Source organism: Mycolicibacterium sarraceniae (assembly GCF_010731875.1).
GTDB classification, from domain to species: Bacteria; Actinomycetota; Actinomycetes; order Mycobacteriales; family Mycobacteriaceae; genus Mycobacterium; species Mycobacterium sarraceniae.
Genome location: NZ_AP022595.1, coordinates 3439832 through 3464794, shown reverse-complemented (window position 1 = coordinate 3464794; position 24963 = coordinate 3439832). Strand labels below are relative to the sequence as shown.

25 protein-coding genes, 1 tRNA gene, 1 other RNA gene and 2 pseudogenes are annotated in these 24963 nt (G+C 67.2%); 16 read left to right on the top strand and 13 right to left on the bottom strand.

Features of this window, described 5'->3' with window-relative positions; genetic code table 11:
- Positions 1-6 precede the first annotated feature (6 nt).
- A complete protein-coding gene (locus tag G6N13_RS17360; protein WP_163702242.1) occupies positions 7-1404 on the bottom strand; it encodes a WS/DGAT/MGAT family O-acyltransferase in 1398 nt (465 codons plus the stop codon).
- 173 nt (positions 1405-1577) lie between these two features.
- On the opposite strand from G6N13_RS17360, the gene panB reads away from it, so the two are divergent.
- On the top strand, positions 1578-2420 hold the full coding sequence (panB, locus tag G6N13_RS17355; protein WP_163698947.1) for a 3-methyl-2-oxobutanoate hydroxymethyltransferase: 843 nt from the start codon (positions 1578-1580) through the stop codon (positions 2418-2420).
- On the opposite strand, the gene G6N13_RS17350 is transcribed toward panB, so the two are convergent.
- The gene (locus G6N13_RS17350) at positions 2417-3199 is read right to left on the bottom strand and encodes an enoyl-CoA hydratase/isomerase family protein (RefSeq protein WP_163698946.1); all 783 of its coding nucleotides are present in this window, start codon (positions 3197-3199) and stop codon (positions 2417-2419) included. The two genes, panB and G6N13_RS17350, sit on opposite strands and share 4 nt — an antisense overlap.
- Before the next feature lie 10 nt (positions 3200-3209).
- Positions 3210-3839 (bottom strand): TetR/AcrR family transcriptional regulator, encoded by a 630-nt coding sequence (locus G6N13_RS17345; RefSeq protein WP_322789275.1) that lies wholly within the window; start codon positions 3837-3839, stop codon positions 3210-3212.
- Positions 3840-3983: 144 nt separating this feature from the next.
- Here G6N13_RS17345 and G6N13_RS17340 point away from each other — a divergent pair, with 144 nt between their 5' ends.
- From G6N13_RS17340 to G6N13_RS17330, 3 genes are read left to right on the top strand one after another with little or no spacing between them, the layout of a single operon-like run.
- Positions 3984-4718 (top strand): DUF1989 domain-containing protein, encoded by a 735-nt coding sequence (locus G6N13_RS17340; RefSeq protein WP_163698944.1) that lies wholly within the window; start codon positions 3984-3986, stop codon positions 4716-4718.
- Positions 4715-5323 (top strand): urea amidolyase associated protein UAAP2, encoded by a 609-nt coding sequence (locus G6N13_RS17335; protein ID WP_163698942.1) that lies wholly within the window; start codon positions 4715-4717, stop codon positions 5321-5323. Before G6N13_RS17340 ends, G6N13_RS17335 begins: the two co-directional genes overlap by 4 nt.
- On the top strand, positions 5320-7323 hold the full coding sequence (locus G6N13_RS17330; protein WP_407663935.1) for a 5-oxoprolinase/urea amidolyase family protein: 2004 nt from the start codon (positions 5320-5322) through the stop codon (positions 7321-7323). The genes G6N13_RS17335 and G6N13_RS17330 overlap by 4 nt, the downstream gene beginning before the upstream one ends.
- Positions 7324-7325: 2 nt before the next feature.
- Here G6N13_RS17330 and G6N13_RS17325 read toward each other — a convergent pair whose 3' ends face one another.
- Complete coding sequence (locus tag G6N13_RS17325) at positions 7326-8396, bottom strand: ABC transporter permease (protein WP_163698938.1); 1071 nt, start codon at positions 8394-8396, stop codon at positions 7326-7328.
- 153 nt (positions 8397-8549) lie between these two features.
- Between G6N13_RS17325 and G6N13_RS17320 the strand changes: the two genes are divergently transcribed.
- Complete coding sequence (locus tag G6N13_RS17320) at positions 8550-10061, top strand: CYTH and CHAD domain-containing protein (RefSeq protein ID WP_163698935.1); 1512 nt, start codon at positions 8550-8552, stop codon at positions 10059-10061.
- A 59-nt stretch (positions 10062-10120) separates the two neighbouring features.
- Here the strand turns inward: G6N13_RS17320 and rnpB are convergent.
- Positions 10121-10513: RNase P RNA component class A (gene rnpB, locus G6N13_RS17315), an RNA gene on the bottom strand.
- 56 nt (positions 10514-10569) lie between these two features.
- Here rnpB and G6N13_RS17310 point away from each other — a divergent pair.
- Positions 10570-10809 (top strand): annotated as a pseudogene (locus G6N13_RS17310) (cupin domain-containing protein); the annotation flags it as partial.
- A 3-nt stretch (positions 10810-10812) separates the two neighbouring features.
- Here the strand turns inward: G6N13_RS17310 and G6N13_RS17305 are convergent.
- Genes G6N13_RS17305 through G6N13_RS17295 form a run of 3 tightly spaced genes read right to left on the bottom strand, consistent with a single transcriptional unit; the run spans position 10813 to position 13738 of the window.
- A complete protein-coding gene (locus tag G6N13_RS17305; RefSeq protein ID WP_163698933.1) occupies positions 10813-11883 on the bottom strand; it encodes a bifunctional RNase H/acid phosphatase in 1071 nt (356 codons plus the stop codon).
- A 2-nt stretch (positions 11884-11885) separates the two neighbouring features.
- Positions 11886-12617 carry a zinc ribbon domain-containing protein gene (locus tag G6N13_RS17300; RefSeq protein ID WP_163698931.1) on the bottom strand — a complete coding sequence of 244 codons (732 nt, stop codon included), beginning with the start codon at positions 12615-12617 and terminating at the stop codon, positions 11886-11888.
- A complete protein-coding gene (locus tag G6N13_RS17295; RefSeq protein ID WP_179965163.1) occupies positions 12614-13738 on the bottom strand; it encodes a Nif3-like dinuclear metal center hexameric protein in 1125 nt (374 codons plus the stop codon). Before G6N13_RS17295 ends, G6N13_RS17300 begins: the two co-directional genes overlap by 4 nt.
- Positions 13739-13803: 65 nt before the next feature.
- On the opposite strand from G6N13_RS17295, the gene G6N13_RS17290 reads away from it, so the two are divergent.
- The 3 genes from G6N13_RS17290 to G6N13_RS17280 all read left to right on the top strand — a co-directional run bounded on the left by G6N13_RS17290 (position 13804) and on the right by G6N13_RS17280 (position 15825).
- The gene (locus G6N13_RS17290) at positions 13804-14475 is read left to right on the top strand and encodes an HAD-IA family hydrolase (protein ID WP_163698927.1); all 672 of its coding nucleotides are present in this window, start codon (positions 13804-13806) and stop codon (positions 14473-14475) included.
- Positions 14476-14560: 85 nt separating this feature from the next.
- The gene (locus tag G6N13_RS17285) at positions 14561-14998 is read left to right on the top strand and encodes an arsenate reductase/protein-tyrosine-phosphatase family protein (protein WP_235678092.1); all 438 of its coding nucleotides are present in this window, start codon (positions 14561-14563) and stop codon (positions 14996-14998) included.
- Positions 14998-15825 carry an SURF1 family cytochrome oxidase biogenesis protein gene (locus tag G6N13_RS17280; protein ID WP_163698923.1) on the top strand — a complete coding sequence of 276 codons (828 nt, stop codon included), beginning with the start codon at positions 14998-15000 and terminating at the stop codon, positions 15823-15825. Before G6N13_RS17285 ends, G6N13_RS17280 begins: the two co-directional genes overlap by 1 nt.
- Here the strand turns inward: G6N13_RS17280 and G6N13_RS17275 are convergent.
- Positions 15779-16741 carry a cobalamin biosynthesis protein gene (locus tag G6N13_RS17275; protein ID WP_163698921.1) on the bottom strand — a complete coding sequence of 321 codons (963 nt, stop codon included), beginning with the start codon at positions 16739-16741 and terminating at the stop codon, positions 15779-15781. The genes G6N13_RS17280 and G6N13_RS17275 overlap by 47 nt on opposite strands.
- Between G6N13_RS17275 and G6N13_RS17270 the strand changes: the two genes are divergently transcribed.
- The 5 genes and pseudogenes from G6N13_RS17270 to G6N13_RS17255 all read left to right on the top strand — a co-directional run bounded on the left by G6N13_RS17270 (position 16655) and on the right by G6N13_RS17255 (position 18829).
- Positions 16655-16858: a hypothetical protein gene (locus G6N13_RS17270; protein ID WP_163694292.1), complete on the top strand. Its 204-nt coding sequence runs from the start codon at positions 16655-16657 to the stop codon at positions 16856-16858. The genes G6N13_RS17275 and G6N13_RS17270 overlap by 87 nt on opposite strands.
- Positions 16849-17100: pseudogene (locus G6N13_RS25300) on the top strand (oxygenase MpaB family protein); the annotation flags it as partial. The gene G6N13_RS17270 and the pseudogene G6N13_RS25300, both read left to right, overlap by 10 nt.
- A complete protein-coding gene (locus G6N13_RS24590) occupies positions 17098-17754 on the top strand; it encodes a hypothetical protein (protein WP_322789326.1) in 657 nt (218 codons plus the stop codon). The pseudogene G6N13_RS25300 and the gene G6N13_RS24590, both read left to right, overlap by 3 nt.
- On the top strand, positions 17754-18029 hold the full coding sequence (locus G6N13_RS17260) for a hypothetical protein (RefSeq protein WP_163698919.1): 276 nt from the start codon (positions 17754-17756) through the stop codon (positions 18027-18029). The genes G6N13_RS24590 and G6N13_RS17260 overlap by 1 nt, the downstream gene beginning before the upstream one ends.
- Before the next feature lie 62 nt (positions 18030-18091).
- Complete coding sequence (locus tag G6N13_RS17255; RefSeq protein WP_163698917.1) at positions 18092-18829, top strand: hypothetical protein; 738 nt, start codon at positions 18092-18094, stop codon at positions 18827-18829.
- A 113-nt stretch (positions 18830-18942) separates the two neighbouring features.
- On the opposite strand, the gene G6N13_RS17250 is transcribed toward G6N13_RS17255, so the two are convergent.
- From G6N13_RS17250 to G6N13_RS17235, 4 genes are all read right to left on the bottom strand, one after another.
- Positions 18943-19017: transfer RNA gene (locus G6N13_RS17250), tRNA-Val, on the bottom strand.
- A gap of 47 nt (positions 19018-19064) precedes the next feature.
- Positions 19065-19529, bottom strand: a complete 465-nt coding sequence (locus G6N13_RS17245) for a peroxiredoxin (protein ID WP_163698915.1) — start codon at positions 19527-19529, stop codon at positions 19065-19067.
- Entirely contained in the window at positions 19526-19954 is a 429-nt protein-coding gene (locus G6N13_RS17240; RefSeq protein ID WP_163698913.1) for a DUF3052 domain-containing protein, read from the bottom strand. Before G6N13_RS17240 ends, G6N13_RS17245 begins: the two co-directional genes overlap by 4 nt.
- Before the next feature lie 85 nt (positions 19955-20039).
- Positions 20040-20609 (bottom strand): Rv2240c family protein, encoded by a 570-nt coding sequence (locus G6N13_RS17235; RefSeq protein ID WP_235677802.1) that lies wholly within the window; start codon positions 20607-20609, stop codon positions 20040-20042.
- A 150-nt stretch (positions 20610-20759) separates the two neighbouring features.
- Between G6N13_RS17235 and aceE the strand changes: the two genes are divergently transcribed.
- Complete coding sequence (gene aceE, locus G6N13_RS17230) at positions 20760-23549, top strand: pyruvate dehydrogenase (acetyl-transferring), homodimeric type (protein ID WP_163698911.1); 2790 nt, start codon at positions 20760-20762, stop codon at positions 23547-23549.
- A 62-nt stretch (positions 23550-23611) separates the two neighbouring features.
- Complete coding sequence (locus G6N13_RS17225; RefSeq protein WP_163698910.1) at positions 23612-24904, top strand: PucR family transcriptional regulator; 1293 nt, start codon at positions 23612-23614, stop codon at positions 24902-24904.
- Positions 24905-24963 lie beyond the last annotated feature (59 nt).

Genomic DNA, 24963 nt, shown 5'->3' with positions numbered 1-24963 from the left:
GGCGGGTCATTTGGTGGCGTCGAGCAGTTCCTTCATGCCCACGGCGAAGTCATCGGCCAGATCCCACAGGTCCGGCAACAGCTCGGGGCAGGCGATCAGACCCACGTCGAGTTTGCCGTTCAGCGACATGACGGTGATGTTGAGACCTGAGCCGTGGAAGATCGGCCCAAGCGGGTACATCGCGGTCACCTTGGCGCCCAGGAAGTAGAGCGGAATCTGCGGGCCGGGCACATTGGAGATCACCAGGTTGTGCACCGGGCGGGCTTCGGTCAGCTTGGTCCGGGCGTAGACCCGCATGGCGACTCCGAAGATGGCCGGGCCGGCGAACTGACTCCAGTCCTGCAGCAGGGTCGCCCCGATCGCCGCGCTGTGTTCCTTGGCGGTGGTGTTCGCCGCGGCGATGGCCGCCAGGCGCTCGCCCGGATCCTCGATCTGGGTCTCCAGTCTGGAGAACATTCCAGAAACCTGGTTGCGGCCGGGACGGTCGGAGCGGTCATGCACGGAGACCGGAACCATGGCCACCAGCGACGACTCGGGCAGTTCGTCGTGGTCGAGCAGGTATTGCCGTAGCACGCCGGCGACCAGGGCCATGACCACATCGTTGACCTTGACCCCGAAGTGGTTCTTGACGGTCTTGATGTCTTCGAGGTCCAGTTCGGCGAACGCGACATTGCGGTGCGCGGTGATGGCGGCGTTGAACTTGGTCTGCGGCGCCGCGAAGGGGGCGGCCATCGCTCGGCCGCCGACCGCGCGCTGAACGGTGTCAACGACGGTGCTGACTGTCGAGGGAATGACCTTGGTGGCCAGATGCAGGGGCCGGGTGACGAAGTTACCCAGCCCGCCCAGCGCGATGCGCAGCTGGTTGGTGGCGCCGAACTCGTCGGCGACCGGCTCCGGTGCGGGCGCGTCCGGCTCGGTGCTGCACAGCTGCGACATCAGGTTGGCGCCGGTCACCCCGTCGACGGCCGCGTGGTGGACCTTGGTGAGCAGGGCCAGCCGGCCGCCGTCGCGGGCGTCGGTGCCGCCGACGCCCTCGATGACCCAGGTCTCCCACAGCGGGTGGCGGCGATCCAGCGGCAGCGAGGCCAGATGACCGCAGATCTCCCCGAACTCCGCGCGACCGCCCGGGGCCGGCAAGCCGATTCGGTGCAGGTGGCGGTCGATGTCGAAGTGCTCGTCTTCTACCCACACCGGATGGTCGAGGTTGAGGAAGCTGTTGGCGAGTCGCTCGCGGAAGCTCGGTATCGCCTTGACCCGCAAGGCGAATTCGTCACGCAGCCGCTGGAAGGTGTAGCCCCCGGGGATCGTGGACGCGTCGAACTCCAGGATCGAGCACACATGCAGTGGCTGGGTAGGAGTTTCGAGGTAGAGGAAGCTGGCGTCGAGTCCGCTGAGTCGTTGCAGGTGTTGCACCATGGGACCGATGGTATGTCGACAGGCTTGTGACAGGTGTGAGAAAGTCCACTTCACTGTCCGTTCATCTTTGCCAGCCGTGGTGGCACACTCGAGCGCGTCAAACGAACCCGGGGACCCGGATGGGCCTCGAGGATCGAGAACGACAAACTCAAGGGACAAAGATGTCTGAACAGACTGTCTATGGTGCCTGTACTACTTCCACTGTTTCGCGCAGCAAGGTTCGAAGTCACCATCTGCTGAAGTGGAAGTCCGAAGGCCACAAGTGGGCGATGCTCACGGTGTACGACTACTCCACCGCTCGGGCCTTCGATGAGGCCGGCATTCCCGTTCTTCTGGTCGGCGATTCCGCCGCCAACGTCGTCTACGGCTACGACACCACGGTGCTGGTTTCGGTCGACGAGCTCATCCCGCTGGTTCGCGGTGTGGTCCGCGGCGCCGAACACGCGCTGGTCGTGGCCGACCTGCCGTTCGGTAGCTATGAAGAGGGGCCGAAGCAAGCCCTGCGAACCGCCACCCGCTTCATGAAGGAAGCCGGCGCACACGCGGTCAAGCTCGAGGGCGGCGAGCGGGTCGCCGAGCAGATCGCGACGCTGAGCGCTGCAGGCATCCCCGTGGTCGCCCATATCGGGTTCACCCCGCAGAGCGTCAACGGCCTGGGCGGTTTCCGCGTCCAGGGCCGTGGCGATGCCGCCGAGCAGACCATCCACGACGCGATCGCGGTCCAGGAGGCCGGCGCCATCGCCGTGGTGATGGAGATGGTGCCCTCCGAGCTGGCCACTCAGATCACCGGCAAACTCACGATTCCGACGATCGGCATCGGCGCCGGGCCCAATTGCGATGCGCAGGTGCTGGTCTGGCAGGACATGGCCGGACTCACCAGCGGCAAGACCGCCAAGTTCGTCAAGCGCTTCGGGGATGTCGGTGGCGAATTACGCCGCGCGGCAACGCAGTACGCCGAAGAGGTGGCGACCGGCGCGTTCCCGGCCGAGGCGCACAGCTTCTAGCTGAACTCGGGCGCGCGCTTGTTCAGGAACGCGTCGATACCCTCGCGGCCGTCGGCACTGTCGGCGCATTCCCCGATCAGCCGGGCTTCGAGATTCATCTGTTCCTCGAGCCCGCTACCGAACGTGGCGAGCAAGAGTTTCTTCACTGCTCCACTGGAACCCTTTGCCCCAGAAGCGATCTGTTCGGCCAGCGCCTGTGCGCGGGCCTCCAGTTCGGCGGCGGGCACCACCTCGGTGACTAGTCCCCAGTCGGCGGCCTCGGGCGCCTTCAGGGTCCGGTTGGTCAGCATCAGCTCCTGGGTGCGGCGCACACCGATGATCCGCGGCAGGTAGTACGACGCGCCGCCGTCCGGACTCAGCCCGGCCTTGGTGTAGGCCATGGTGAACGACGCGTTGTCCGCAGCCAGCACCAGATCACCCGCGACCGCCAGGCTGAAGCCCGCGCCAGCGGCCACCCCGTTGACCGCGGTAATCAGCACCGCATCCATCTGGGCCAGCGTCGAGATCGCCCGGTGCAGATCGTCGGCGATGCCCTTGACGAACGGGCCCGGGCCCAGGGGGGACGCCGCCATCGCCTTGAGATCTCCCCCGGCGCAGAAGAACCGGCCGGCTCCGGTGAGCACGACGGCTTTGATCTCTCCGACGTCGCAGCGCTGCGCGACCTGCGCGAGCTCGGCGGTCATGTCGTCGTTCATGCCGTTGGCTGCGTCGGGCCGGTCCAGCACGATCCGCGCGATCGGGCCGGACTGCTCGAAGGACAGGGTCTGGTAGTCGCTCACGGCCGGAACGTTAGCAATGGCCGCCCAGGATCCGGAGCGCGGCATCGGCTATGACTGTTGGCGTCTCGGGAGTGCACTCTTTGTTGTCGGAGCGGCGGTTGATGACCGACTCCACCAGGCGGAACGGCAGGTCGTCGGCGTCGGGGATCCCGTCGCACTCCGCGATCACCTGAGCCGCCAGCTGGCGGTAGCGGCGGCGCAGCTCCTCGCGATTGGCCCGCAACTGCGCGAACCGGTCGATGCGAAGCTCCGGAAGTAGATACAGGGCGCCGAGGTTCCAGCGACTGCCGCACAACTGCGAGCAGTCCGCGACCACCAGGGCGTGCAGCTTGCTCGTGGCCGGGCCCGGCTGGGCGAGCAGCTCCCCGGCGAACCGAAGGGCTTCGTCGACGGTTCCGGCCAACAACGCGTCGAGGATGTCGTCCTTGGTGGCGAAGTGGTGGTACAGCGAGGCCTGACGCATGCCGACCGCGTCGGCGATCCGGCGGGTCGAGGTTCCGGCGTACCCAATCGTGGTGAACAGCTCGGCGGCGGCATCCAGGATCTCCTCGCGCGCGGTGTTGCCCGGTCGACGGGACTGTTCGAGCCGAGGACGACCACGCCCCTCATGGCCCGCGCTGCGCATAGACCATTGTCGCATTCACGGCCAGCGCCGATACCTGTCATTTGATAGAAATACAGTCAACCCAGTCGTTACACCGACGACACCCCATGGGAACGGCGCCTCGGTCAAACTTTCACTTGACAGTTAATCGGGCGTCGAAGCCCGGACAAGGAGTGAGACATGACCACCGCGTCGACCGACGGTGCCCGCTCGCACGCGCGATCCCAGGCGAGCAGCGCGGCCTTGCGCGTGCCCATACTGCCCGATGGCGTGGACGACTCGCGGCTGGTCTGGGCCGAGGCCGTCCCGGCCGAGTCCTACGTCTCCCGGGTACTCGGGCGGGGCACCCGCCTGCGGCTCTCCGATCCCGACGGCGGCGCCTGCGCGCACCTGCTGCTGTTCCGGGCCGATGCGTCCTGGGAACGGCTCAATGTCGCCGACACCATGAAGGTGCCGTGGCAGGCATACCTCGGTGTCGGCCACCCCCTGCTGTCCGATCAGGGCCGCCTGCTGGCGACGATCGTCGCCGACAGTTCCGGTCACCACGACCTCCTGTGCGGCCTGCCGCCGGCCGGTCAACAGCAGATGCTGCTGGCAATCATGAAACACGGCATGGACATTCGCGATGTCGCCCCGTCGGCGGCCCTGTTCAAAGGGGTGCAGGTCGAAAACTCCGGTGCGCTGACGTTCACCGGCTCGGCCGGGCCGGGCGGTTCGGTCGATCTGCTGATCCACCTGCCCGTCGTGGTGGCGGTGGTCAACACCGCCCATCCGCTGGATCCCCAGCCCGCGACGACCGGGCTGGACATCGTGGCGTGGCGGGCTGACGAGGAACTCAGCAGTCCGGTCAATACCGACCCGGAGTACTCCCGGGCGTTGTTCAACACCGAATCCACTTGGGCGGCAGCACAATGATCTCCGACGATATCGTTGCGGCGCGTTCACCGTGGTCGGCGATTCTGCGCGCCGGGCAGTCCCTGCAGATCATCGACCTGCACGGCAATCAGGCGGTGGACACCTTGTTCTATGCCGTCGACGGGGAGCGAGTGGACCCGGCCGGGCGCTACAGCGCACAGGCCACGATCGCCGCGCAGCACAACATCTTTCTGACGACGGGTTCGGTGTTGCGGGCCGCCGACGGCAGGGCGCTGGTGACGATCGTCGCCGACGAGGTCGGCAATCACGACACCATCGCCGGCGCCTGCTCCAAGGAATCCAACACGCTGCGCTACGGCCATCACACCGTGCACCAGCACGCCTGCGCGGAGAACTTCCTCGCCGAGGCCGCCAAGTGGGGAATGGGCAAGCGCGACATCGTCTCCAACGTCAACTTCTTCATGAACGTCCCCGTCGAGGCCGATGGGACACTGGGCATCGTCGATGGCCTGTCCGCGCCCGGCAAGTCGCTGACCGTTCGAGCCGATACCGACACGCTGGTGGTGGTCTCCAACTGCCCCCAGATCAACAACCCGTGCAACGGTTTCGACCCCACTGAGGTACGGATGGTGATCACGGCCTGATGACGACGATCGAGGTGATGCGGCCGGGAATGCTCACCACTGTTCAGGACTGGCCCGGCCGCGTCGGGTACTGGCATATCGGCGTGCCGCCATCGGGCCCGATGGACGACCTGTCGTTCCGGATCGGCAACCGGGTGCTCGGCAACTCCGAGGGAGCTGCCGGTCTGGAGTGTACGAAAGCCGGTCCGGCACTGCGCTTTCCCGACGGTGCTCGGGTCTGCGTCGCCGGTGCGGCCGCTCCGGTCGCCCTGGACGGCACACCGGTGCCAATGTGGCAGTCAGTCACGGTCCCCGCCGGTGGCGTGCTGGACGTCGGCATGGTTTCCGGGCCGGGGATGCGCTGCTACGTGCTGATCGCCGGCGGTCTGCAAGAGCTCGAATATCTAGGGAGCGCAGCGACGTTCACCCTGGGCTGCTTCGGCGGTCACGACGGGCGCCCGCTGCGTGCCGGTGATGTCCTCGCCGTGGGCGTGGATCCTGGCCCGGCCTCGGCCCGGCCGGCCCGCGCCACCATCGAGGAACAGCCGGCGATCGGCCACCGCTGGCAGGTCGCGGTCACCGAGGGCCCGCACGCCGCACCGGAATTCTTCACCCGCGCCGATATGGCTGCGATCGTCGGCACCGACTACACGGTGCACTTCAACTCCGATCGTACCGGTGTGCGCCTGATGGGCCCCAAGCCGCAGTGGGCCCGCACCGACGGCGGCGAAGCCGGATTGCACCCGTCGAACATTCACGACAATGCCTACTGTGTCGGCACTTTGGACTTCACCGGCGACACCCCGATCCTGCTCGGACCCGACGGGCCTAGCCTCGGCGGATTCGTCTGCCCGGTCACCGTGGTGCGGGGGGATCGCTGGAAGCTCGGGCAGATGGCCCCCGGTGACACCGTCCGGTTCGTGCCGGTGCGCGCCGACCGCGCCCCGTCGCTGGGCAGTATCGATGCCAACCGGCGGGCGTCGCTGCCGCTGGTGATCTCCACCTCCAGCGACGCCGACGACGGCGTGCTCGCCCGATTCGTCGGCGCCGAGGGCACCGATGTGACCGTGCGCCGCGCCGGTGACGGCGGCATGCTGGTCGAGTACGGGCCGATGGTGCTCGACCTGGCCATGCGCGCGCGGGTGCATGTGCTCTACGAATCCCTCTCGGCCAGTGCGGTTCCCGGTGTCACCGAACTAACCCCGGGCGTGCGTTCGCTGCAGGTTCAGTTCGATCCGGCCGTCGTGAGCGGACCGGAGCTGGTGGATCTACTGGCCCGCACCGAGGAGTCGCTGCCAGCCACTGACGAGCTCGTCGTACCCAGCCGCAGCGTGCACCTGCCACTGTCCTGGGACGATCCGGCCACCCACGAGGCCATCCAGCGCTACATCCACGGGGTGCGCGCCGACGCCCCGTGGTGCCCGTGGAACATCGAATTCATCCGGCGGATCAACGGTTTGGCCGATGTCGAGCAGGTGCATGACATCGTCTTCGGCGCGCAGTACCTGGTGCTCGGTCTCGGCGACGTCTATCTGGGGGCGCCGGTGGCCACTCCCCTGGATCCGCGCCACCGGCTGGTGACCACCAAGTACAACCCCGCACGCACGTGGACACCGGAGAACGCCGTCGGGATCGGTGGCGCGTATCTGTGCATCTACGGGATGGAGGGACCGGGCGGCTACCAGTTCGTCGGACGCACCACACAGGTGTGGAATCACCGCCACCCGCAGGACTCCCGCTCATTCGAGCCGGGAACACCGTGGCTGCTGCGCTACTTCGACCGGATCGGCTTCTACCCGGTCAGCGCCGAGGAGCTACTGGACCTACGGGCCGATATGGCAGCCGGCCGCGGTGACGTCGCGATCACCGACGGCACCTTCTCGATGGCCGGCTACCAGCAGTTCCTGACCCACAATGCCAGCGGCATTGCCGAATTCCGGGCCCAGCAGGCCGAGGCTTTCACCGCCGAGCGCCATGCCTGGGACCAGGCTGGCGAATTCGCGAGTCCGCTGGCCAGCTGACGCTATGGACTCGCGCGGTAGGGGATCATCTCGCGCGACAGGGCACGCCGGAGCGCTGGCTGCTGGCTGCACGCAACGGCGAAAACGGTCAACAGCAGCCAGCTCAACACCGAGCTGGCCAAGACGAGAATGAATGCCACCCAGGTGCCACCGGTCAGATGATCGTTCGCGGCTTGCCGTGCCCACAAGCGCCAGTAGATCGTCAGGTTCACGGTCAATCCGACGCCATAGGAGATGACGAAAGTGAACAGGTAGGGCTTCCAGGTGCCGTCGTGCAACCGAGCGGTCACCGGCTCATGGCGCAGCGGGTAGACCACAGACAGCACGTTGCCCACACCAAGCCAGATGAACACCATCGTCACCAGCTGGTCGATCAGGGCGACCGGGTTGACCTCGGTGGCCCACCACAAGGCGGCGACCACCGGTAGTCCGGCGGCGGTGATCATCAGCGCCATCGCCAGATTCTTGACCGCCAGCACCTGCCACATCCGGTCGCCGTCGGCCAGGCGCTGACGTACCCGTTCGGCATCGAAACATAGTGCGTTGGTGCAGATTACGCTACCGACCACAGCGGAGAACAGATACAGAGTCAGACCACTGAGGTCATAGCGCTTAATCTCGGTCAGGTGGTAGCCGGCCACCAGGGACAGTGCGATGGCCAGGGTGATGACGACGCGGAACAGAATCGCCCGCGGCCGGCCGACAGCGATGTGGCGGACCTCAGCCAGAACGCGGGCGCCCAGACCGGCCGCGGGCCGGCGGCCGATGGGTAATGGGAACCGCCAGGCATCGGAGGACGAGGTGTTTTCGGATCGGGTGGCGTCGACGGCCAGCACGGCTCGCGCGACCGACAGTCGGGCCGCCTCGATCGCGGCCAGAGCCGTAGCGTCACCGACGACGTCGCCGACCGCCCGCTGTTGTTTCGCTACTTCGTGTCGGGCGTCGGTGACGATGCCGCACAGTTCGTCGTCGTCCTGCCATTCAGCGGCGGTGATCGCTCGATCGAGACGGCTCAGCATCGCGGCGAGGTCGCACAGTTCTCGCAGCGCATGCGGATCGGGACTGCCATTCATTGCCGAGGAGACTACTGCCGCAGGACCAATCCCCGATCCAGCTCGATCGGTTCAGCATCACCCCACCATCTCGGCGCGACGTCGTGTTCACTTGGATATGACACCCTGACCGGCAGTGCATAACGCTGTTGGTCGTCGCGAGCGAAGGTGAAAATGGGTTCTGGAAACCGCCATGTCGAGGTGGAGAAGAAGTTCGACGTCCCCGCAGGCACGGTGTTCCCGTCCTTCGACGGGCTCGCCGCGGTAGCCCGGGTCGAGAAGCTGCCTGCGCAGTCGCTGAACGCCGTCTACTTCGACACGCCCGGTCGCGACTTGGCCGCCCACCGGATCACGCTGCGTCGCCGCACGGGCGGCCCCGATGCCGGCTGGCATCTGAAGCTGCCCGCCGGGCCGGACGCCCGCACCGAGGTGCACGCACCGCTGGACACCTCCGCGCAGGCAGCCGACACCGCGGTGCCGAACGACCTGGTCGACATCGTGCTGGCGATCGCCCGGGACCGTCCGCTGGCCCCGGTGGCCCGGATCGCGACGACCCGCAATGTGGTGATGCTCTACGGCGGTGACGGTGCCGGGCTGGCGGAGTTCTGCGACGACGAGGTCAGCGCGTGGGCGCTCGGATCGGCCGACGGCCCCGGCGAGGAACAGCGCTGGCACGAGTGGGAGCTGGAGCTGGTCGACGGCGAAATCGAGGGCGGCAGGGATCTGCTCAAGCGGCTCAGTAACCGGCTGTTGGACGCCGGTGCGGCACCCGCCGGGCGCGGCTCGAAGCTGGCGAAGGTGCTCGAGACCGCAGGGTCGCTGCCCGAGGCGCCCGAAGAGACGGAGGAGTCTTCGGATCCGGTGCACCGCGCGGTGGCCGAGCAGGTGGACGAGCTGCTGGTGTGGGACCGCGCCGTGCGTGCCGACACCTACGACTCGGTCCATCAGATGCGAGTGACCACCCGCAAGATCCGCAGCCTGTTGCAGGCGTCGGACGACTCGTTCGGGCTGAGCGACGACGCCTGGATCCTTGACGAGTTGCGTGCACTGGCCGGTGTGTTGGGGGTGGCCCGCGATGCCGAGGTGCTCGCCGAGCGCTACGAGGCCACGCTGAAGGAGCTGCCCGACGAGCTGATCCGCGGTCCGGTGTACGAGCGTCTGGTCGCCGGCGCCGAGCGCAGCTACCAGGCCGGTCTGCGGCGCTCGTTGTCCGCGATGCGCTCGCCCCGGTACTTCCGGCTGCTCGACGCACTGGAGGGCCTCGTCGCCACCCAGCGACCGGAGGCCGCCCCCGGTGAAGAGCCGAAGCCGGTGAGCCTCGACTCGGCCTACAAGAAGGTGCGCAAAGCGGCCAAGAACGCCGCGGAGGCCACCGAGGACCGCGATGAGGCGCTGCACCGGATTCGCAAGGGCGCCAAGCGACTTCGCTATGTCGCGGCGGCCACCGGCGAGCCCAAGGTGTCGGATCGGGCCAAGACCATCCAGACTCTGCTCGGCGATCACCAGGACAGCACGGTCAGCCGCAGCCACCTCCTCCAACAGTCCCAGGTGGCGCACGCGGCCGGCGAGGACACATTCACCTACGGTCTGCTGTATCAGCTGGAGGACGACCTCGCGAACCGGTGCCGCGAACAACTCGACGACGCGCTGAGCGCCTTGCGGAAGACGTTCAGCAAGTCGCACTGACGTGCGAGGGCTGCAGCGAGGTGATCGCTGCCGGCGGACAACGATTGCTCGTGATAGGGCGAACGAGTTGGCCTGTAAGCCGGATTCTGTCCCGCTCTGCCCCGGGTAACCGTGGCAGAGCGGCGGCGACCATCCATCTGGGCACACCGTCACCGGGTGCCTCGAGCGGCCTACCCGCAGGCTCGGGCGAGCAGCCCTCAAACGCCTGCGCAGCCGCACCAGGTGCGGCCTTCTTGGCCTTGCTTCGGGTGGGGTTTACCAAGCCATTCCGATTGCCCGGAATGCTGGTGCGCTCTTACCGCACCGTTTCACCCTTACCGCCCTGACGGACGGCGGTCTGTTTTCTGTGGCACTGTCCCGCGAGTCACCTCGGATTGCCGTTAGCAATCACCCTGCTCTGTGAAGTCCGGACTTTCCTCGACTCATGGAGCCGCGGCCGCCCGGCCAACTCGTTCGCCTGAACAAACTAGCTTATCTCCGCCGCACTGGATCACATTGTCGACCAGGTGGCCCTGCTGACCGTCTGGTCCGACCGCGTCGCGCTCGGCCGGCCCCAGCCGCACCGTCTCCCACTGTGCTGTCCGGTCGTCTCCAATTGATCTTGGGCGAGCAGCATTTCGTTATCGAGGCGGGCCAGGCCGTGGAGTTCAGCACGTGGACGCCGCACTGGTTCGGCACCGTCGACGGCCCCGTCGAGGCCATCATCCTGTTCGGCCCGCACGGTGAACGAGTTCACCTGCGCCAGTAGGGCTCAGTCCAGATACGAAGTCTGGTTCACCAGCCGCACCGAAGCGTTGCCGTCGGGATAGAACTCGGCGATGCTCAACGACGCCAGGTCGAGGTGCAGCCGGTGCAGGATGCTGGCGCCGGCGGCCAGCGCCAGCCGCAGCAGCGTCTTGATCGGCGTCACATGTGAGACCACCAGCACGGTCTTGCCGGGATGCTCGGTCAGAATCCGGGCCCGCAGCCGCTGGACCCGCTCCTGCACGTCGTCGAAACTCTCTCCCTCGGGCGGGCGCAGGCTGGTATCGCGCAGCCATTGGCCGTGCAAGTCCGGGTCACGTTCGCGGGCCTCGCCGAATGTCAGCCCTTCCCAGGCACCGAAATCCGTTTCGATCAGATCGTCGTCGACGGTGACGTCCAGGCCCAGGGCGGCCGCAGCAGCCGCCGCGGTGGCATGCGCACGCTGTAGCGGCGAGGTGATGACCACATCGATGTTTCCGACCTGCGCGAGGTGACGCGCCGCCGCCTCGGCCTGCCCGCGACCGGTATCGGTGAGCTCGGGATTGCCGCGGCCCGAATACCGGCGTTCACGAGAGAATTCGGTCTGCCCATGCCGCAACAGCAGCATGCGGGTCGGTGCACCCTGATTGCCCGTCCACACCGCGGGCGGCACCGCGACCGCCTCGGTGACCGGCTCGGCGGCAGCATCCATCGCCTCGTTGGCCAGCCGGTCGGCATGGGAGTTGCGCTCGCGCGGAATCCACGCATACGTCACCGAATCGAAGGTCGACGCGAGCGCGCGTGCCTGCTGCTGCAGCTCGGCCATCGCGGGGTGTTTGACCTTCCAGCGGCCGGCCATCTGCTCCACCACGAGCTTGGAATCCATCGAGACGCCAACCTCATTGGCACCGAGCTTGCGGGCCTCCACGAGCCCCGCGATCAGCCCGCGATACTCCGCGACATTGTTGGTGGCGACGCCGATCGCCGCACCGTGTTCAGCCAGCACGCTCTGATGATCAGCCGAGAAGACAACACAGCCGTAGCCCGCCGGGCCTGGGTTTCCCCGCGATCCGCCGTCGGCCTCGACAAGTACCTTCACCGCTACGCTCCGCCGAGGCGCAACAGGATCGCCTGGCACTCCGGGCAGCGGATCACTTCATCCTCCGCGGCAGCCGAGATCCTGGCCAGCTCGCCGCGATCGAGCTCGATGCGGCAAGCGCCGCAGCGCCGGCCCAGCAGCCGCGCGGCACCGACACCCGATGTCGCCCGCTGTCGCTCGTACAACTGCACCAAAGCGGAATCCAGGCCGGCCGCGACCGCGTTCCGCTGTGCAGCACGTTGACCACGCTGCTTCTCGATCTCTTCGAGCGCCTCGTCGCGGTTGTGCCCCGCGGTGGTCAGATCTGCTTGTAGCGCTTCGAGTTTCGCCACCTGACCGGTCTTGTCTCCAGCGAGTTGCTCAAGATGCTCCATCACCTCGAGCAGCGAGTCCTCCAGGCTGGACTGCCTGCGCTCCAGGGTTTCCAGCTCGTGCTGGAGCTCCTCGAGCTGTTTGGGATTGACGGTCCCGGAGTCGAGCAGTTTGCGGTCTCGATCCTCGCGCTGCCGCACGCCGTCGATCTCGGATTCGAACCGTGTCACCTCGGCGTCGACATCTTCCAGCGCGATGGCCAGCGCGGCCAGCCGGTCCGCCGCCTCGCGGTGGTCGGCCAGCGCGGTGTCGTAGCTCTGCTGCTCGGGCAGGTGAGCGGCGCGGTGGGCCAGCCGGGCCAGCTCGGCATCCAGCTCGGCCAGCTCCAGGAGCGAACGTTGCTGTGCCAATTCAGCTTTCACGGCATGCCTTTCGAAACGTCGATATTCCACGGGTCGGTGCGCAGGTCGCAGACGCCGACCTTCAGCGCCGCGCCGAAATGACCCCGCAGCAGCGCGGCGGCTTGTCCGCACCACGGGTACTCGCTAGCCCAGTGTGCGACGTCCACGAGCGCGACGCCACTGGCCCGCCGGTGCTCGTCGGCCGGATGGTGACGCAGGTCAGCGGTCACGTAGGCGTCCACGCCGGCGGCAGTCGCGGCGCCGAGCAGTGAGTCCCCGGCACCACCGCACACCGCCACCCGCGTCACCGGGGCATCGGGGTCGCCAGCCGCCCGCACCCCCCACGTGGTCTGCGGCAGGACCGCGCCGACCGAGGCGACGAAATCTGCGAACCGCAGTGGTTGTGCCAGGGTTCCGATGCGCCCGATCCCCACCCCGGCGGGCAGCGCGGCCAGCGGCAGCACGTCGAACGCCGGCTCCTCATACGGGTGCGACGCACGGATGGCGGCCAGCACCTGGGCGCGCAGCCGGGCCGGTGCCACCACCTCAATGCGGTCCTCGTCGACGTGCTCCATCGATCCGACCATGCCGATCGCCGGTGATGCGCCGTCGAGCGGCAGGAACTGGCCGGTGCCCGCGACACTCCAGCTGCAGTGTGAGTAGCCCCCGATATGGCCCGCGCCTGCGGCGAACAGGGCCGTCCGGACCGCCTCAGCGTCGGCGTCGGGCACGAAGATCACCCACTTGTCGGTGTCCTGGCCGGCGGCCGGGTCGAGCACGGCCTCGACCGTCAGCCCCAGCACCGCGGCCAGCGCATCAGAGACCCCGGGGTTGGCTGAGTCGGCGTTGGTGTGGGCGGTGAACAGTGCCCCACCGGCCCGGATCAGCTGATGGATCAGCGCGCCCTTCGGGGTGTTGGCCGCCACCGTGTCCACCCCGCGCAGCAGCAGCGGGTGGTGGGCCACCAGCAGCCCGCGCGGTCCGACGGTCGCCGCGACCTCGGCAGTGGCGTCAACGGCCACGGTCACTGAGTCGATGACATCGTCCGGGTCACCGCACACCAGCCCGACCGAGTCCCAGCTGTGCGCGAGCCCAGGAGGGTACGCGGCGTCGAGCACGGCGATGACTTCCGCCAGTCTCACGCCCGTCGCGCTGCCTGCAACCACGCCAAGAACAGTAGTGCGCGACGATCGGCAACAATGGAGCGGTGACCAGCACGGCCTCAGCCACCCGCCCCCAGTTGGTGATCTTCGATCTCGACGGCACCCTCACCGACTCGGCCGGGGGCATTGTCGCCAGCTTCCGGCACGCGCTGGGCGCGATCGGCGCCGACGTCCCCGACGGTGACCTGACCGGCCGCATCGTCGGCCCACCCATGCATGTGACGCTGTCCGGGCTGGGACTCGGCGAGCGTGCCGACGAGGCGATCGCGGCCTATCGCGCCGACTACACCAGCCGGGGCTGGGCGATGAACAGCCTGTTTGACGGCATTCCACAGCTTCTTGGCGATCTGCGCGCGGCCGGGGTACGGCTGGCGGTGGCCACTTCCAAGGCCGAGCCGACCGCGAGACGCATCCTCGAGCATTTCGAGCTGGCCGAGTACTTCGACGTGATCGCCGGCGCCAGCGTGGACGGGGTGCGATCCAGCAAGGCCGATGTGGTGGCCCACGCGCTGGGCCAGCTCCAGCCGCTGCCCGAGCGGGTGCTGATGGTCGGTGATCGTGCCCACGATGTGGAAGGCGCCGCCGAGCACGGCATCGACACGGTCGTCGTGGGGTGGGGCTACGGTGCGACCGATTTCCTGGAGCCCCATGCCGCCGAGGCCGCGGCCGCCCATGTACCGACGGTGTCGGCGCTGCGGGAGGTGCTCGGTGTCTGAGCGGCGGGCAGGAGGGCAGCGACCCGGGGATCGGGCGGAGCTGCATGTGACATTCGTGTGCTCGGGCAATATCTGCCGCTCGCCGATGGCCGAGAAGATGTTCGCCCACCAGATCGATCAGCGCGGCCTGGCCAACGTCGTTCGAGTGTCCAGCGCCGGGACCGGTCACTGGCATGTCGGGGACGGGGCCGATGAGCGTGCCAACACCGTCCTACGCCAGCACGGCTATCCGACCGATCACTCCGCGGCTCAGGTCGACGATGACCATCTCGGCGCCGACCTCGTGATCGCGCTGGGCCGCAACCATCTGCGGATGCTCACCCACCTCGGGGTCGAGCCCGAACGGGTGCGGCTGCTGCGGTCATTCGATCCGCGCTCGGGTAAGCACGCCGACGACGTCGAGGATCCGTACTACGGCAGCCACGCGGATTTCGAGGAAACGTTCACCGTCATCCAGGCCGCTCTGCCGGGTCTGCACGCCTGGGTCGACGAGCGGCTGGCCCAGGACGGTCTGAACTGCTGATGAAACGGCTGGCGTTCCTACTGCGCCCGGGCTGGATTGCCCTGGCGTTGGCGGTGGTGGCGTTCGCCTACCTGTGCTTCACGGTGCTGGCGCCGTGGCAACTGGGCAAGAACACCAAGACCAACCGGGAGAATTCGCAGATCGAGAATTCGCTGAAAGCGGATCCGGTCGCGGTGACGACGCTTCTGCCGCATCAAGATTCGTCGGCACCCGATGCTCAGTGGCGCCGAGTGACGGCCACCGGACACTACGTGCCGGCCGCTGAGGTGCTGGCAAGGCTGCGGGTGGTCGGCGGCTCACCCGCCTACAACGTGCTCACGCCGTTCACGATCGACGGCGGACCGACAGTGCTCGTCGACCGGGGCTATGTACTCCCGATCCAGGGAAACACAGTGCCCGAGATCGCGCCGGCGCCGACGGGAACGGTGACGATCACTGCGCGGCTGCGTGATTCGGAGACCGCGCCGCCCGACAAGCAGCCGTTCCGCGAGAACGGCTTCACCCAGATCTATGCCATCGACACCGCCGAAGTGACGGCGGCCACCGGCGTGCCAGTGGCCGGTTCCTACCTGCAGCTGATGGAGAATCAGCCGGGCATTCTCGGCGTCGCCGAGTTGCCACATCTGGATCCGGGGCCATTCCTGTCATACGGCATTCAGTGGATCGCGTTCGGTATCGTGGCCCCAATCGGGCTGGGGTACTTTGCCTATGCGGAAATCAAAGCCCGCCGCCGCGAGTCCGCTCCAACCACCGCGGCCGCCGGCAACCCGTCGGCCCCGGTCACCGTCGAGGACAAGCTCGCCGACCGCTACGGCCGACGGCCGTAAGTCCGATCGCAACCACCGCCGCGGCGGCCTGAACGGCTCGCGACAGCCGCACCGCGCGGCGCAGGTCACCGATGCCAGGGATGCGGCCGTCCCCGAGAGTCGGTCGGATCTCCAGCTCATGGTGATACTGGGTCGGGCCGCCGAGGCGCACCCCCAGCGCACCGGCGAAAGTAGCCTCCACCACGCCGGCATTGGGGCTGGGGTGCCGTGCCGCGTCCCGCCGCCAAGCCCGCAGCGCGCCGGCCGGCGAACCGCCGACCAGTGGCGCGCACACGACCACCAGCGCACCGCCCACCCGCGCCGGGAGATAGTTGGCAATATCGTCCAACCGTGCTGCCGCCCAACCGAATCGGGCGTACCGCGGCGAGCGGTGCCCGATCATCGCATCCAGGGTGTTGACGCCGCGGTACACCATGACCCCCGGAACTCCTCCGACCGCCGCCCACAGCAGCGGTGCGACATGCGCGTCGGAGGTATTCTCGGCCACCGATTCCAGAGCCGCCCGTGCCAGCCCGTCGGTGTCGAGCGCCGACGGGTCGCGGCCACACAGCGACGGCAGCAGCGCCCGGGCACCGTCGATATCACCGGCGGCCAGCAGGTCGGCAAGCCGGTCGCCGGTGCGGCCCAACGTGGTTCCGCCCAGTGCCGCCCAGGTGGCCGAGGCCGTCGCCGCCGCCAGCCCTGGACCTCGAGCGCCGCGCTCGATCAGCGCACCGGCGACGGCAAGCCCGCCCAGTAACACACCGGTATACAGTGCACCCGCGGCCCGGGTGTCGCGGTAGGTCAACTTTTCGAGTGCGGCTGCACACCAACCGAACCCCGCGACGGGGTGGCCGCGTACCGGATCGCCGAGGGCCGCATCGGCCAGTTGGGCCGCAAGGATGCCAACACCCCGCCACCGTCTGCGCGCAAACACCCCGGCACTCTCTCACACCTGGAGTACTGCCCAGATGAGGCCGCAATGATGCGACATCCGCGGCGGGTCTGCGACCTGCTCAACCCGGCCGCAGTGCCGGCGCCGGCCGCGCCCTGATCCGTTCCGCGGTCGACACCGCCCACGCTCAGGTCCACTCAACGCCCGCGAGCCCGGTGTCCTACCGGTCCTTCGATCCGACGCTGCAACTGTGGGTGGCGGCCTGCCTATATCGCTACTACATCGACCAGGTCAAGCCGCGTCAAGCCTCACGATACTTACACAACTATAGCGACTCCAATATAGTTGTGTATATGTCTGATGTGATTACCACTCAACAGGCCGCCCAGCGACTGGGCGTGCACCCCTCCCGCGTGCGCGCTCTCATTGCTGCTGGCACGCTGGCAGCGACTCGCGCGGGCAGCCAGTGGCTCGTGGACGCCGACAGTTTGGATCGACAGGCAGACCTCGTTGAAGCCGGCGCCACTGCGCGATCCTTCTCACCGCGCAGCGCCTGGGGCGCGGCTGCCTTGTGTGATGGACTCCCTGACAAGCTGACCGCCGGCGAGCGGCACCGCCTACGAAACCGGCTGGCACATGCTGCTAGCGGCGGCACCGATACGTGCGCTCTTGTGCGCCGGTGGCTTTCACGGCGGGCGGATTCAGTCCATCGCTATCGGGTTAGCGAAGAGGATCTAGCTGATCTTCTGAGCGCGCGCGGTGTCATGCCGACCGGGATCAGCACTGCGGACACATACAATCTCGGACTGGCAGCAGGGGGCGCGGGCGACGTCTACGTGAACGAGGATATTCGCCGCGAGCTCGTGAAGACGCATTTCCTGATCGAGAGTGCCCGCGGCAACCTAACACTGCGAGTCACTGCCACCGAAACGTTGAACACCGGCATTGCACCGAGATTGATCGCCGGGGTCGACCTGGCCGACGACACCGACAGCCGCACCCACGCTGCAGGGTGTCGCCTAATCGCCGAAGCGCTGCGGGCGGCGCAGGACTGATGACCGAGGAGGCCGGAACTCCTAGCCAGGGCAATACTGTGGCGCTGGCGGCCATCGCCGCCATAACCGGACAATCGGAGGCCAGCGCGACCGAGATGTTTTACACCGCAAGACAATCTGAGGTCGACGAGAACTTGGCCAGCTTCGAAGACATCGGGCTGGCAATCGATCGGTTGTGCACGCGGGTAGGACTCGCACCTGCACTCATGCAGGATGAACGAGACCATCACATCCGGGCATTACGCGATTTACCCTCCGCTCGCCCCCCGGGCTGACGCGCGCCGACCTGAATGCGTGGGACCGCTTGCTACGCACCACACCGGAAGTGGTGCCAACTGTGGAGCGCGAGCCAGTGGCGCTCTCCGACATGCCCGAGCATCAGCAGGCGATGTGGCTGACGCTGATGGAGTTCGAAGAATCCGATCCACCCCCGTGGGTGCTGGTGGGCGGACAGATGACTGCACTGCACCTGGCCGAACAAGGCCACACCGCTCATCGCCCGACCGACGACGGCGACGTAGTGGTCGGCGTATGGACCCGCCGTGATGCACTACGCGGCACCTCGATCTACCTGACAAGCAATGGCTTCACCGAGCACACGACCACCGACGGCTATGGCTACCGGTTTGTTCGCGGTAAGACAGCGATCGACGTGATGATCCCCGAAGGTCTCGATCGCCAGAACCGCTATCCAACAACGGGATCGGGACGGCCGGGGTTAAAAGCCGACGGCGGAAACCAGGCACTCACTCGCGCCGAGCGACTACCGATTCGTATCGGCGACCAAGTGGGATACGTTCGCCGTCCAACGCTCCTCGGTGCCATTGTGGCCAAAGCTCGCGCATGGGTCGTCGATCACCGAGATCCCGAGCGCCACGCCCAGGACTTGATTGCACTAGCAGAAGTCGCACTTCGGGATCCACGCGCAGTCATCAGCCAGACTCGGCCTGACGATCGCCGCGCCGTACGAGCTGCGCTACGTCGGCTGCCAACCGACCATCGCTTGTGGCGCGCCGCCGACGACCCAGCGGCCACCCGTAGTTTCTTGGCCCGGGTGGCACAATCGCCCAACTAACGGACGGTCGGCGGCCTCGCCCGCGGCCGTCTGCGCCGAACTCAACAGCGGACAACGGGGGTTCGGGGATCTGGAGAGGAATCAGCCCGCGAGTCGTTGAACTGGGGTCTTAATGGTGGGCGCGGACGGTATCGAACCGCCGACCGCTGGTGTGTAAAACCAGAGCTCTACCACTGAGCTACGCGCCCGTGCCCGGGCAGGTTACACGGCCCGCGCCGGTCCAGGGAAATCCTGGTCAGGCATCCAGCGCGCTCAGCGCCTGCTCCCAGACAGCCTGATCGCGCGCCTCACCAGGCTGCTTGCACTCGGCGAACCGCACGATCCCCTGGCGGTCGATCACGAAGGTGCCGCGGTTGGCAATGCCGGCGCCGGGGTTGAACACCCCGTACTCCTGCGCCACCGCCCCATGCGGCCAGAAATCGGCCAGCACCGGGAACTGGAACCCGCTCTGCGCCGCCCAGACCTTATGCGTCGGCGGCGGGCCGACGGAAATGGCCAAGGTCGCAACAGCGTCGTTGTCGAATACCGACAAATGGTCACGAACGTAGTCCAGCTCACCCTGACATATCCCGGTGAACGCCAACGGGAAGAACACCAGTAGGACGTTCTTGGCATCCTGGAAGGCGCTGAGCGTGACGGGCTGGCCGTTCTGGTCTTTCAGCGTGAAGTCAGGGGCAGGTGATCCGACCCCCAGTGTCACGAATGCCTCCCGGCCGCCTTCGACTTCGGCTGCACCAATCGGCTCGCGCTCCAGTCCCCCAAATTCGCCGAGGAGGTCTGCATCAATCCCGCGGTAGGGGCCGATTCGGCGATCTCAGCGGGAAGTACGTGACCGGGTTTACCGGTCTTGGGCGTCAACACCCAGATGATGCCATCGTCGGCCAGCGGCGCTATCGCGTCCATCAGCCGATCCACCAGGTCACCGTCACCGTCACGCCACCACAGGAGCACAACATCGACGACCTCGTCGGCATCCTCATCGAGCAGTTCCCCGCCGCTGGCGTCCTCGACGTCGGCCCGAATATCGTCATCGGTGTCCTCGTCCCAGCCCAGCTCCTGCACAACCTGATTTTTTTGTACGCCCAGCTTCTGGGCGTAACTCGGGGGGCCACCCTCCGCGACCACCGTCGGAACCTCCTTCAATTCAGGGTCGGCTGTCTAGGCCTATCGTCGCACGACAGCGATAATTACTCGCCGTGCGGTGGGAAAATCAATACGTCGCGTCGCACAGGCTCAGCGCATTCGACCTGGTGTCGTTGAGATCTTGGATCGTCTTATTGAACTCTCCCGGCCCGACATGAGCCTGGATCGCCTTGGCGGTCGCGTGCGCACCGTCGACCCAGTCCTTGAACGCCGCCTTCAGCTGGGCCGGGATCGCGTCGGTGACGCTGGCGGCGACGGCGTCGGCGCTCTTGTTCAGCGAATCCACCGCTGGTCCCTCGGTGGCCGAGATATCGGGGGTGTTCGCATTGAAGGCGCTGACAAAGGCATTGACCGAGTCGATCGCGTCGGCACTGGAGGTGGACAGGGTCTCGCAGGTGTCATGCATGGCCTGGGTTGTCAGGGACGCCTGGCGCTCGGATTCGCGGGCGCTGGAGGACGCCGCCGACTGCGAAACCGACACCGACATCGAGGTCCGGTAGGCCGGCGCGTCGCGCGCGTTGACCCCGGCATGGCCGCCGGTGACCGAGGTGCACCCCACCACGACGGCCATCACCGCGGCGGCGCCGCCGACCAGCAGACCGCCGATCCGCAGCCCGCGGGCACTCCCGATCAGCACAGCCCGCAGGCTACCGGGTGACGGCCTTGGCTGGCGCAGTGCCAGAAATTCACCGACCCCGAGGCTTCCCTACTCGTCGGTACCCCTTCCAGTGCGGCACGATAGGGGGTAGAGGGTGCAAAACCTGCGCCAGCTACTAAGGAGCTGAAGGTGACCACCGAGTTCGCGCGCCACGATCTGGCCCAAAACTCAAGCAGTCAAAGCGATTCCGATCGAGTACGGGTGATCCGCGAGGGTGTGGCGTCGTATCTGCCCGATATCGACGGCGAGGAAACCGCGGAGTGGCTGGAGTCGTTCGACGCACTTCTGGCCCGTTCGGGCCCGGCTCGGGCGCGCTACCTGATGCTGCGCCTGCTGGAGCGCGCCGGTGAACAGCGCGTCGCAATCCCCGCGCTGACATCGACGGATTACGTCAACACCATTCCCACCGAACTGGAGCCCTGGTTCCCCGGGGACGAGGATGTCGAACGCCGATACCGCGCCTGGATCAGGTGGAACGCCGCGATCATGGTGCACCGCGCGCAACGCCCCGGCGTCGGCGTGGGCGGACATATCTCCACCTATGCGTCCTCGGCCGCGCTCTACGAGGTCGGCTTCAACCACTTCTTCCGCGGCAAGGCCCACCCCGGCGGCGGCGACCAGGTCTTTATCCAGGGCCACGCCTCCCCCGGCATCTACGCCCGCGCCTTCCTCGAAGGCCGGCTCACCGCCGATCAGCTCGATGGCTTCCGCCAGGAGCACAGCCACCCCGGCGGCGGCCTGCCGTCCTACCCGCACCCGCGGCTGATGCCCGATTTCTGGGAGTTCCCGACGGTGTCGATGGGCCTGGGCCCGATGAACGCGATCTACCAGGCACGGTTCAACCACTACCTGCACGACCGCGGCATCAAGGACACCGCCGACCAGCATGTGTGGGCGTTCCTCGGCGACGGGGAGATGGATGAGCCGGAAAGCCGAGGCCTGATCCAGGTGGCCGCCAACGAAGGTCTGGACAACCTGACCTTCGTGGTCAACTGCAACCTGCAGCGCTTGGATGGACCGGTACGCGGCAACGGCAAGATCATCCAGGAACTGGAGTCCTTCTTCCGGGGCGCCGGCTGGAACGTCATCAAGGTGGTGTGGGGTCGCGAGTGGGACACCCTGCTGCATGCCGACAAGGACGGCGCGCTGGTGAACCTGATGAACACCACGCCCGACGGCGACTACCAGACCTACAAGGCCAACGACGGCGCCTACGTCCGCGACCACTTCTTCGGCCGTGACCCCCGCACCAAGGCCCTGGTCGAGCCGATGACCGACAGCGAGATCTGGAACCTCAAGCGTGGCGGCCACGACTACCGCAAGGTCTATGCCGCCTACCGCGCGGCCATGGAGCACAAGGGCCAGCCGACGGTGATCCTCGCCAAGACGATCAAGGGTTACTCACTGGGCGCCCACTTCCAGGGCCGCAACGCCACGCACCAGATGAAAAAGCTTGCACTGCAAGACCTCCGGGACTTCCGCGACGCCATCCGGATCCCGGTCAGCGACGCCCAGCTCGAGCAGGACCCGTACCTGCCGCCGTACTACCACCCGGGCCCGGAGGCACCGGAGATCCGCTACCTGATCGACCGGCGCCGCGCGCTTGGCGGCTTCCTGCCCGAACGGCGCACCAAGGCCAAAGTGCTGACCCTGCCCCCGCGGGATGTGTACAAGGCGCTCAAGAAGGGGTCCGGCCAGCAGCAGGTCGCGACCACCATGGCCACGGTCCGCACATTCAAGGAATTGTTGCGGGACAAGGAGATCGGGCACCGGATCGTCCCGATCATCCCCGACGAGGCGCGCACCTTCGGCATGGACTCCTGGTTCCCGAGCCTGAAGATCTACAACCGTAACGGCCAGCTCTACACCGCTGTCGACGCCGAATTGATGCTGGCCTACAAGGAAAGTGAGATCGGCCAGATCCTGCACGAGGGCATCAACGAGGCCGGGTCGACGGCGTCGTTCACCGCGGTCGGCACCTCGTACTCGACGCACAACGAGCCGATGATCCCGATCTACATCTTCTATTCGATGTTCGGCTTTCAGCGCACCGGAGACGGGCTGTGGGCGGCCGGAGACCAGATGGCCCGCGGCTTCGTCCTTGGCGCGACAGCCGGACGCACCACGCTGACCGGCGAGGGCCTGCAGCACGCCGACGGCCACTCGCTGCTGCTGGCGTCGACCAATCCGGCGGTGGTGGCCTACGACCCGGCGTTCGCCTACGAGATCGCCTACATCGTGGAGAGCGGCCTGGCCCGGATGTACGGCGAGAACCCGGAGAACATTTTCTTCTACATCACCATCTACAACGAGCCCTACGCCCAGCCGGCCGAGCCGGCGGATTTCGATCCCGAGGGACTGTTGCGGGGCATCTACCGGTACCGGGCTGCCAGCGAGAAGCGCTCCAACGTGGCGCAGATTCTGGCCTCCGGGGTGTCGATGCCCGAGGCACTGCGCGCCGCGGACCTGCTGGCCGAGCGCTGGGACGTCGCCGCCGACGTCTGGTCGGTGACCAGCTGGGGTGAGCTCAACCGTGACGGCGTGTCCGTGGAGAAGGAACTGCTGCGCCACCCCGACCGCCCGGCCCGAATGCCGTACGTGACGCAGGCGCTGGCCGATACCGCCGGCCCCGCTGTCGCGGTGTCGGACTGGATGCGCGCGGTGCCCGAGCAGATCCGGGCGTGGGTGCCCAACACCTACGTCACGCTGGGCACCGACGGGTTCGGCTTCTCCGACACCCGGCCCGCGGCGCGCCGCTACTTCAATACCGACGCCGAGTCGGTGGTGGTGGCCGTGCTGGAGGCGCTGGCCCGTGACGGGGAGATCGACCCGTCGGTGGCGATCGCGGCCGCCAAGGAGTACCGGATCGACGATGTCCTGGCCGCGGAGGTCTCCTTCGTCGACACGGGCAGCGCCTAGGTGTGATGTCCACACCGGCGTTTTTGGTGGGAACATCTAGAAATTCGGCGTAGCTTTTAGGGGTGCTCGACAACACACCACTCGAACCGCCGCGCTCTCCCCTGGAGTTGCTCGAGACTGTGCCGGAGTCGACGCTGCGCCGGCTCAAGCAGCACTCCGGCCGGCTGGCCGGCGAGGCGGTGGCGGCAATGACCGAGCATCTGCCGTTTTTCAGCGAGCTGGAGGCCTCCCAGCGATCGAGCGTGCAACTCGTGCTGCAAACCGCGGTGGTCAACTTCGCGGAATGGGTGCGCAACCCACTGAGCAACGTCGGCTATACCGCCGAGGCGTTCGCGCTGGTGCCCCAGGAGCTGACCCGCCGCATCGCCCTGGCCCAGACCGTCGACATGGTTCGCGTGAGTATGGAGTATTTCGAGGCCGCTCTGCCCTCACTGGGCCGCAACGAGGAACAGCGCGTCGCCCTATCGGTCGGCATCCTGCGCTACAGCCGCGATCTGGCCTTCGCCGCCGCGTCCTCCTATGCCGACGCCGCCGAGGCGCGCGGCGCCTGGGACAGCCGGATGGAAGCCAGCGTCGTCGACGCCGTCGTGCGCGGCGACACCGGGCAGGAACTCCTGTCCCGGGCGGCCGCACTGAACTGGGACACCACAGCCCCCGCGACGGTCGTGGTCGGCAGCCCGCCGGCCGGACGGGAAGGACTGGCCAGCGAAGATGTGCGCGCGATCGCCGCGCGGCACGGCCGGGGGGCGCTGGCCGACGTACACGGCACCTGGCTCATCGGCATCATCTCCGGCCCGCTCGGACCCACCGACCGGTTTTTCAACGATGTGATCAACGCTTTCGCCGACAGCCCGGTGGTGATCGGACCGACCGCACCGATGCTCAGCGCGGCCCACCACAGCGCCAGTGAAGCCATCTCTGGGATGAACGCCGTCGCCGGCTGGACCGGCGCGCCCCGGCCGGTCCTGGCCCGAGAACTGTTGCCAGAGCGGGCACTTCTGGGTGATGCATCGGCGGTCACCGCCTTGCACACCGAGATCATGCGACCGCTGGCCGACGCCGGACCGGCGCTCACCGAGACCTTGGACGCGTACCTCGACAGCGGCGGTGCCATCGAAGCTTGCGCCAGAAAATTGTTCGTTCATCCAAATACGGTCCGCTACCGCCTGCGACGGATCACCGACTTCACCGGCCGTGACCCCACGCTGCCACGCGATGCCTACGTCCTGCGGGTGGCCTCTACCGTTGGTCGCCTCGGTCACCGGGCGCCTATCCACACCACGGCAAACAGTTCTGTTGCACAGCTCACACCGCCGTTGGTCGATACCACGGGTGTCAATCAAGTCCGCAGGTAGATCGCGGTGCGGTATCGACGGAGTCGCATCACATGCACTTTTGTGGAGAATCAACAAAA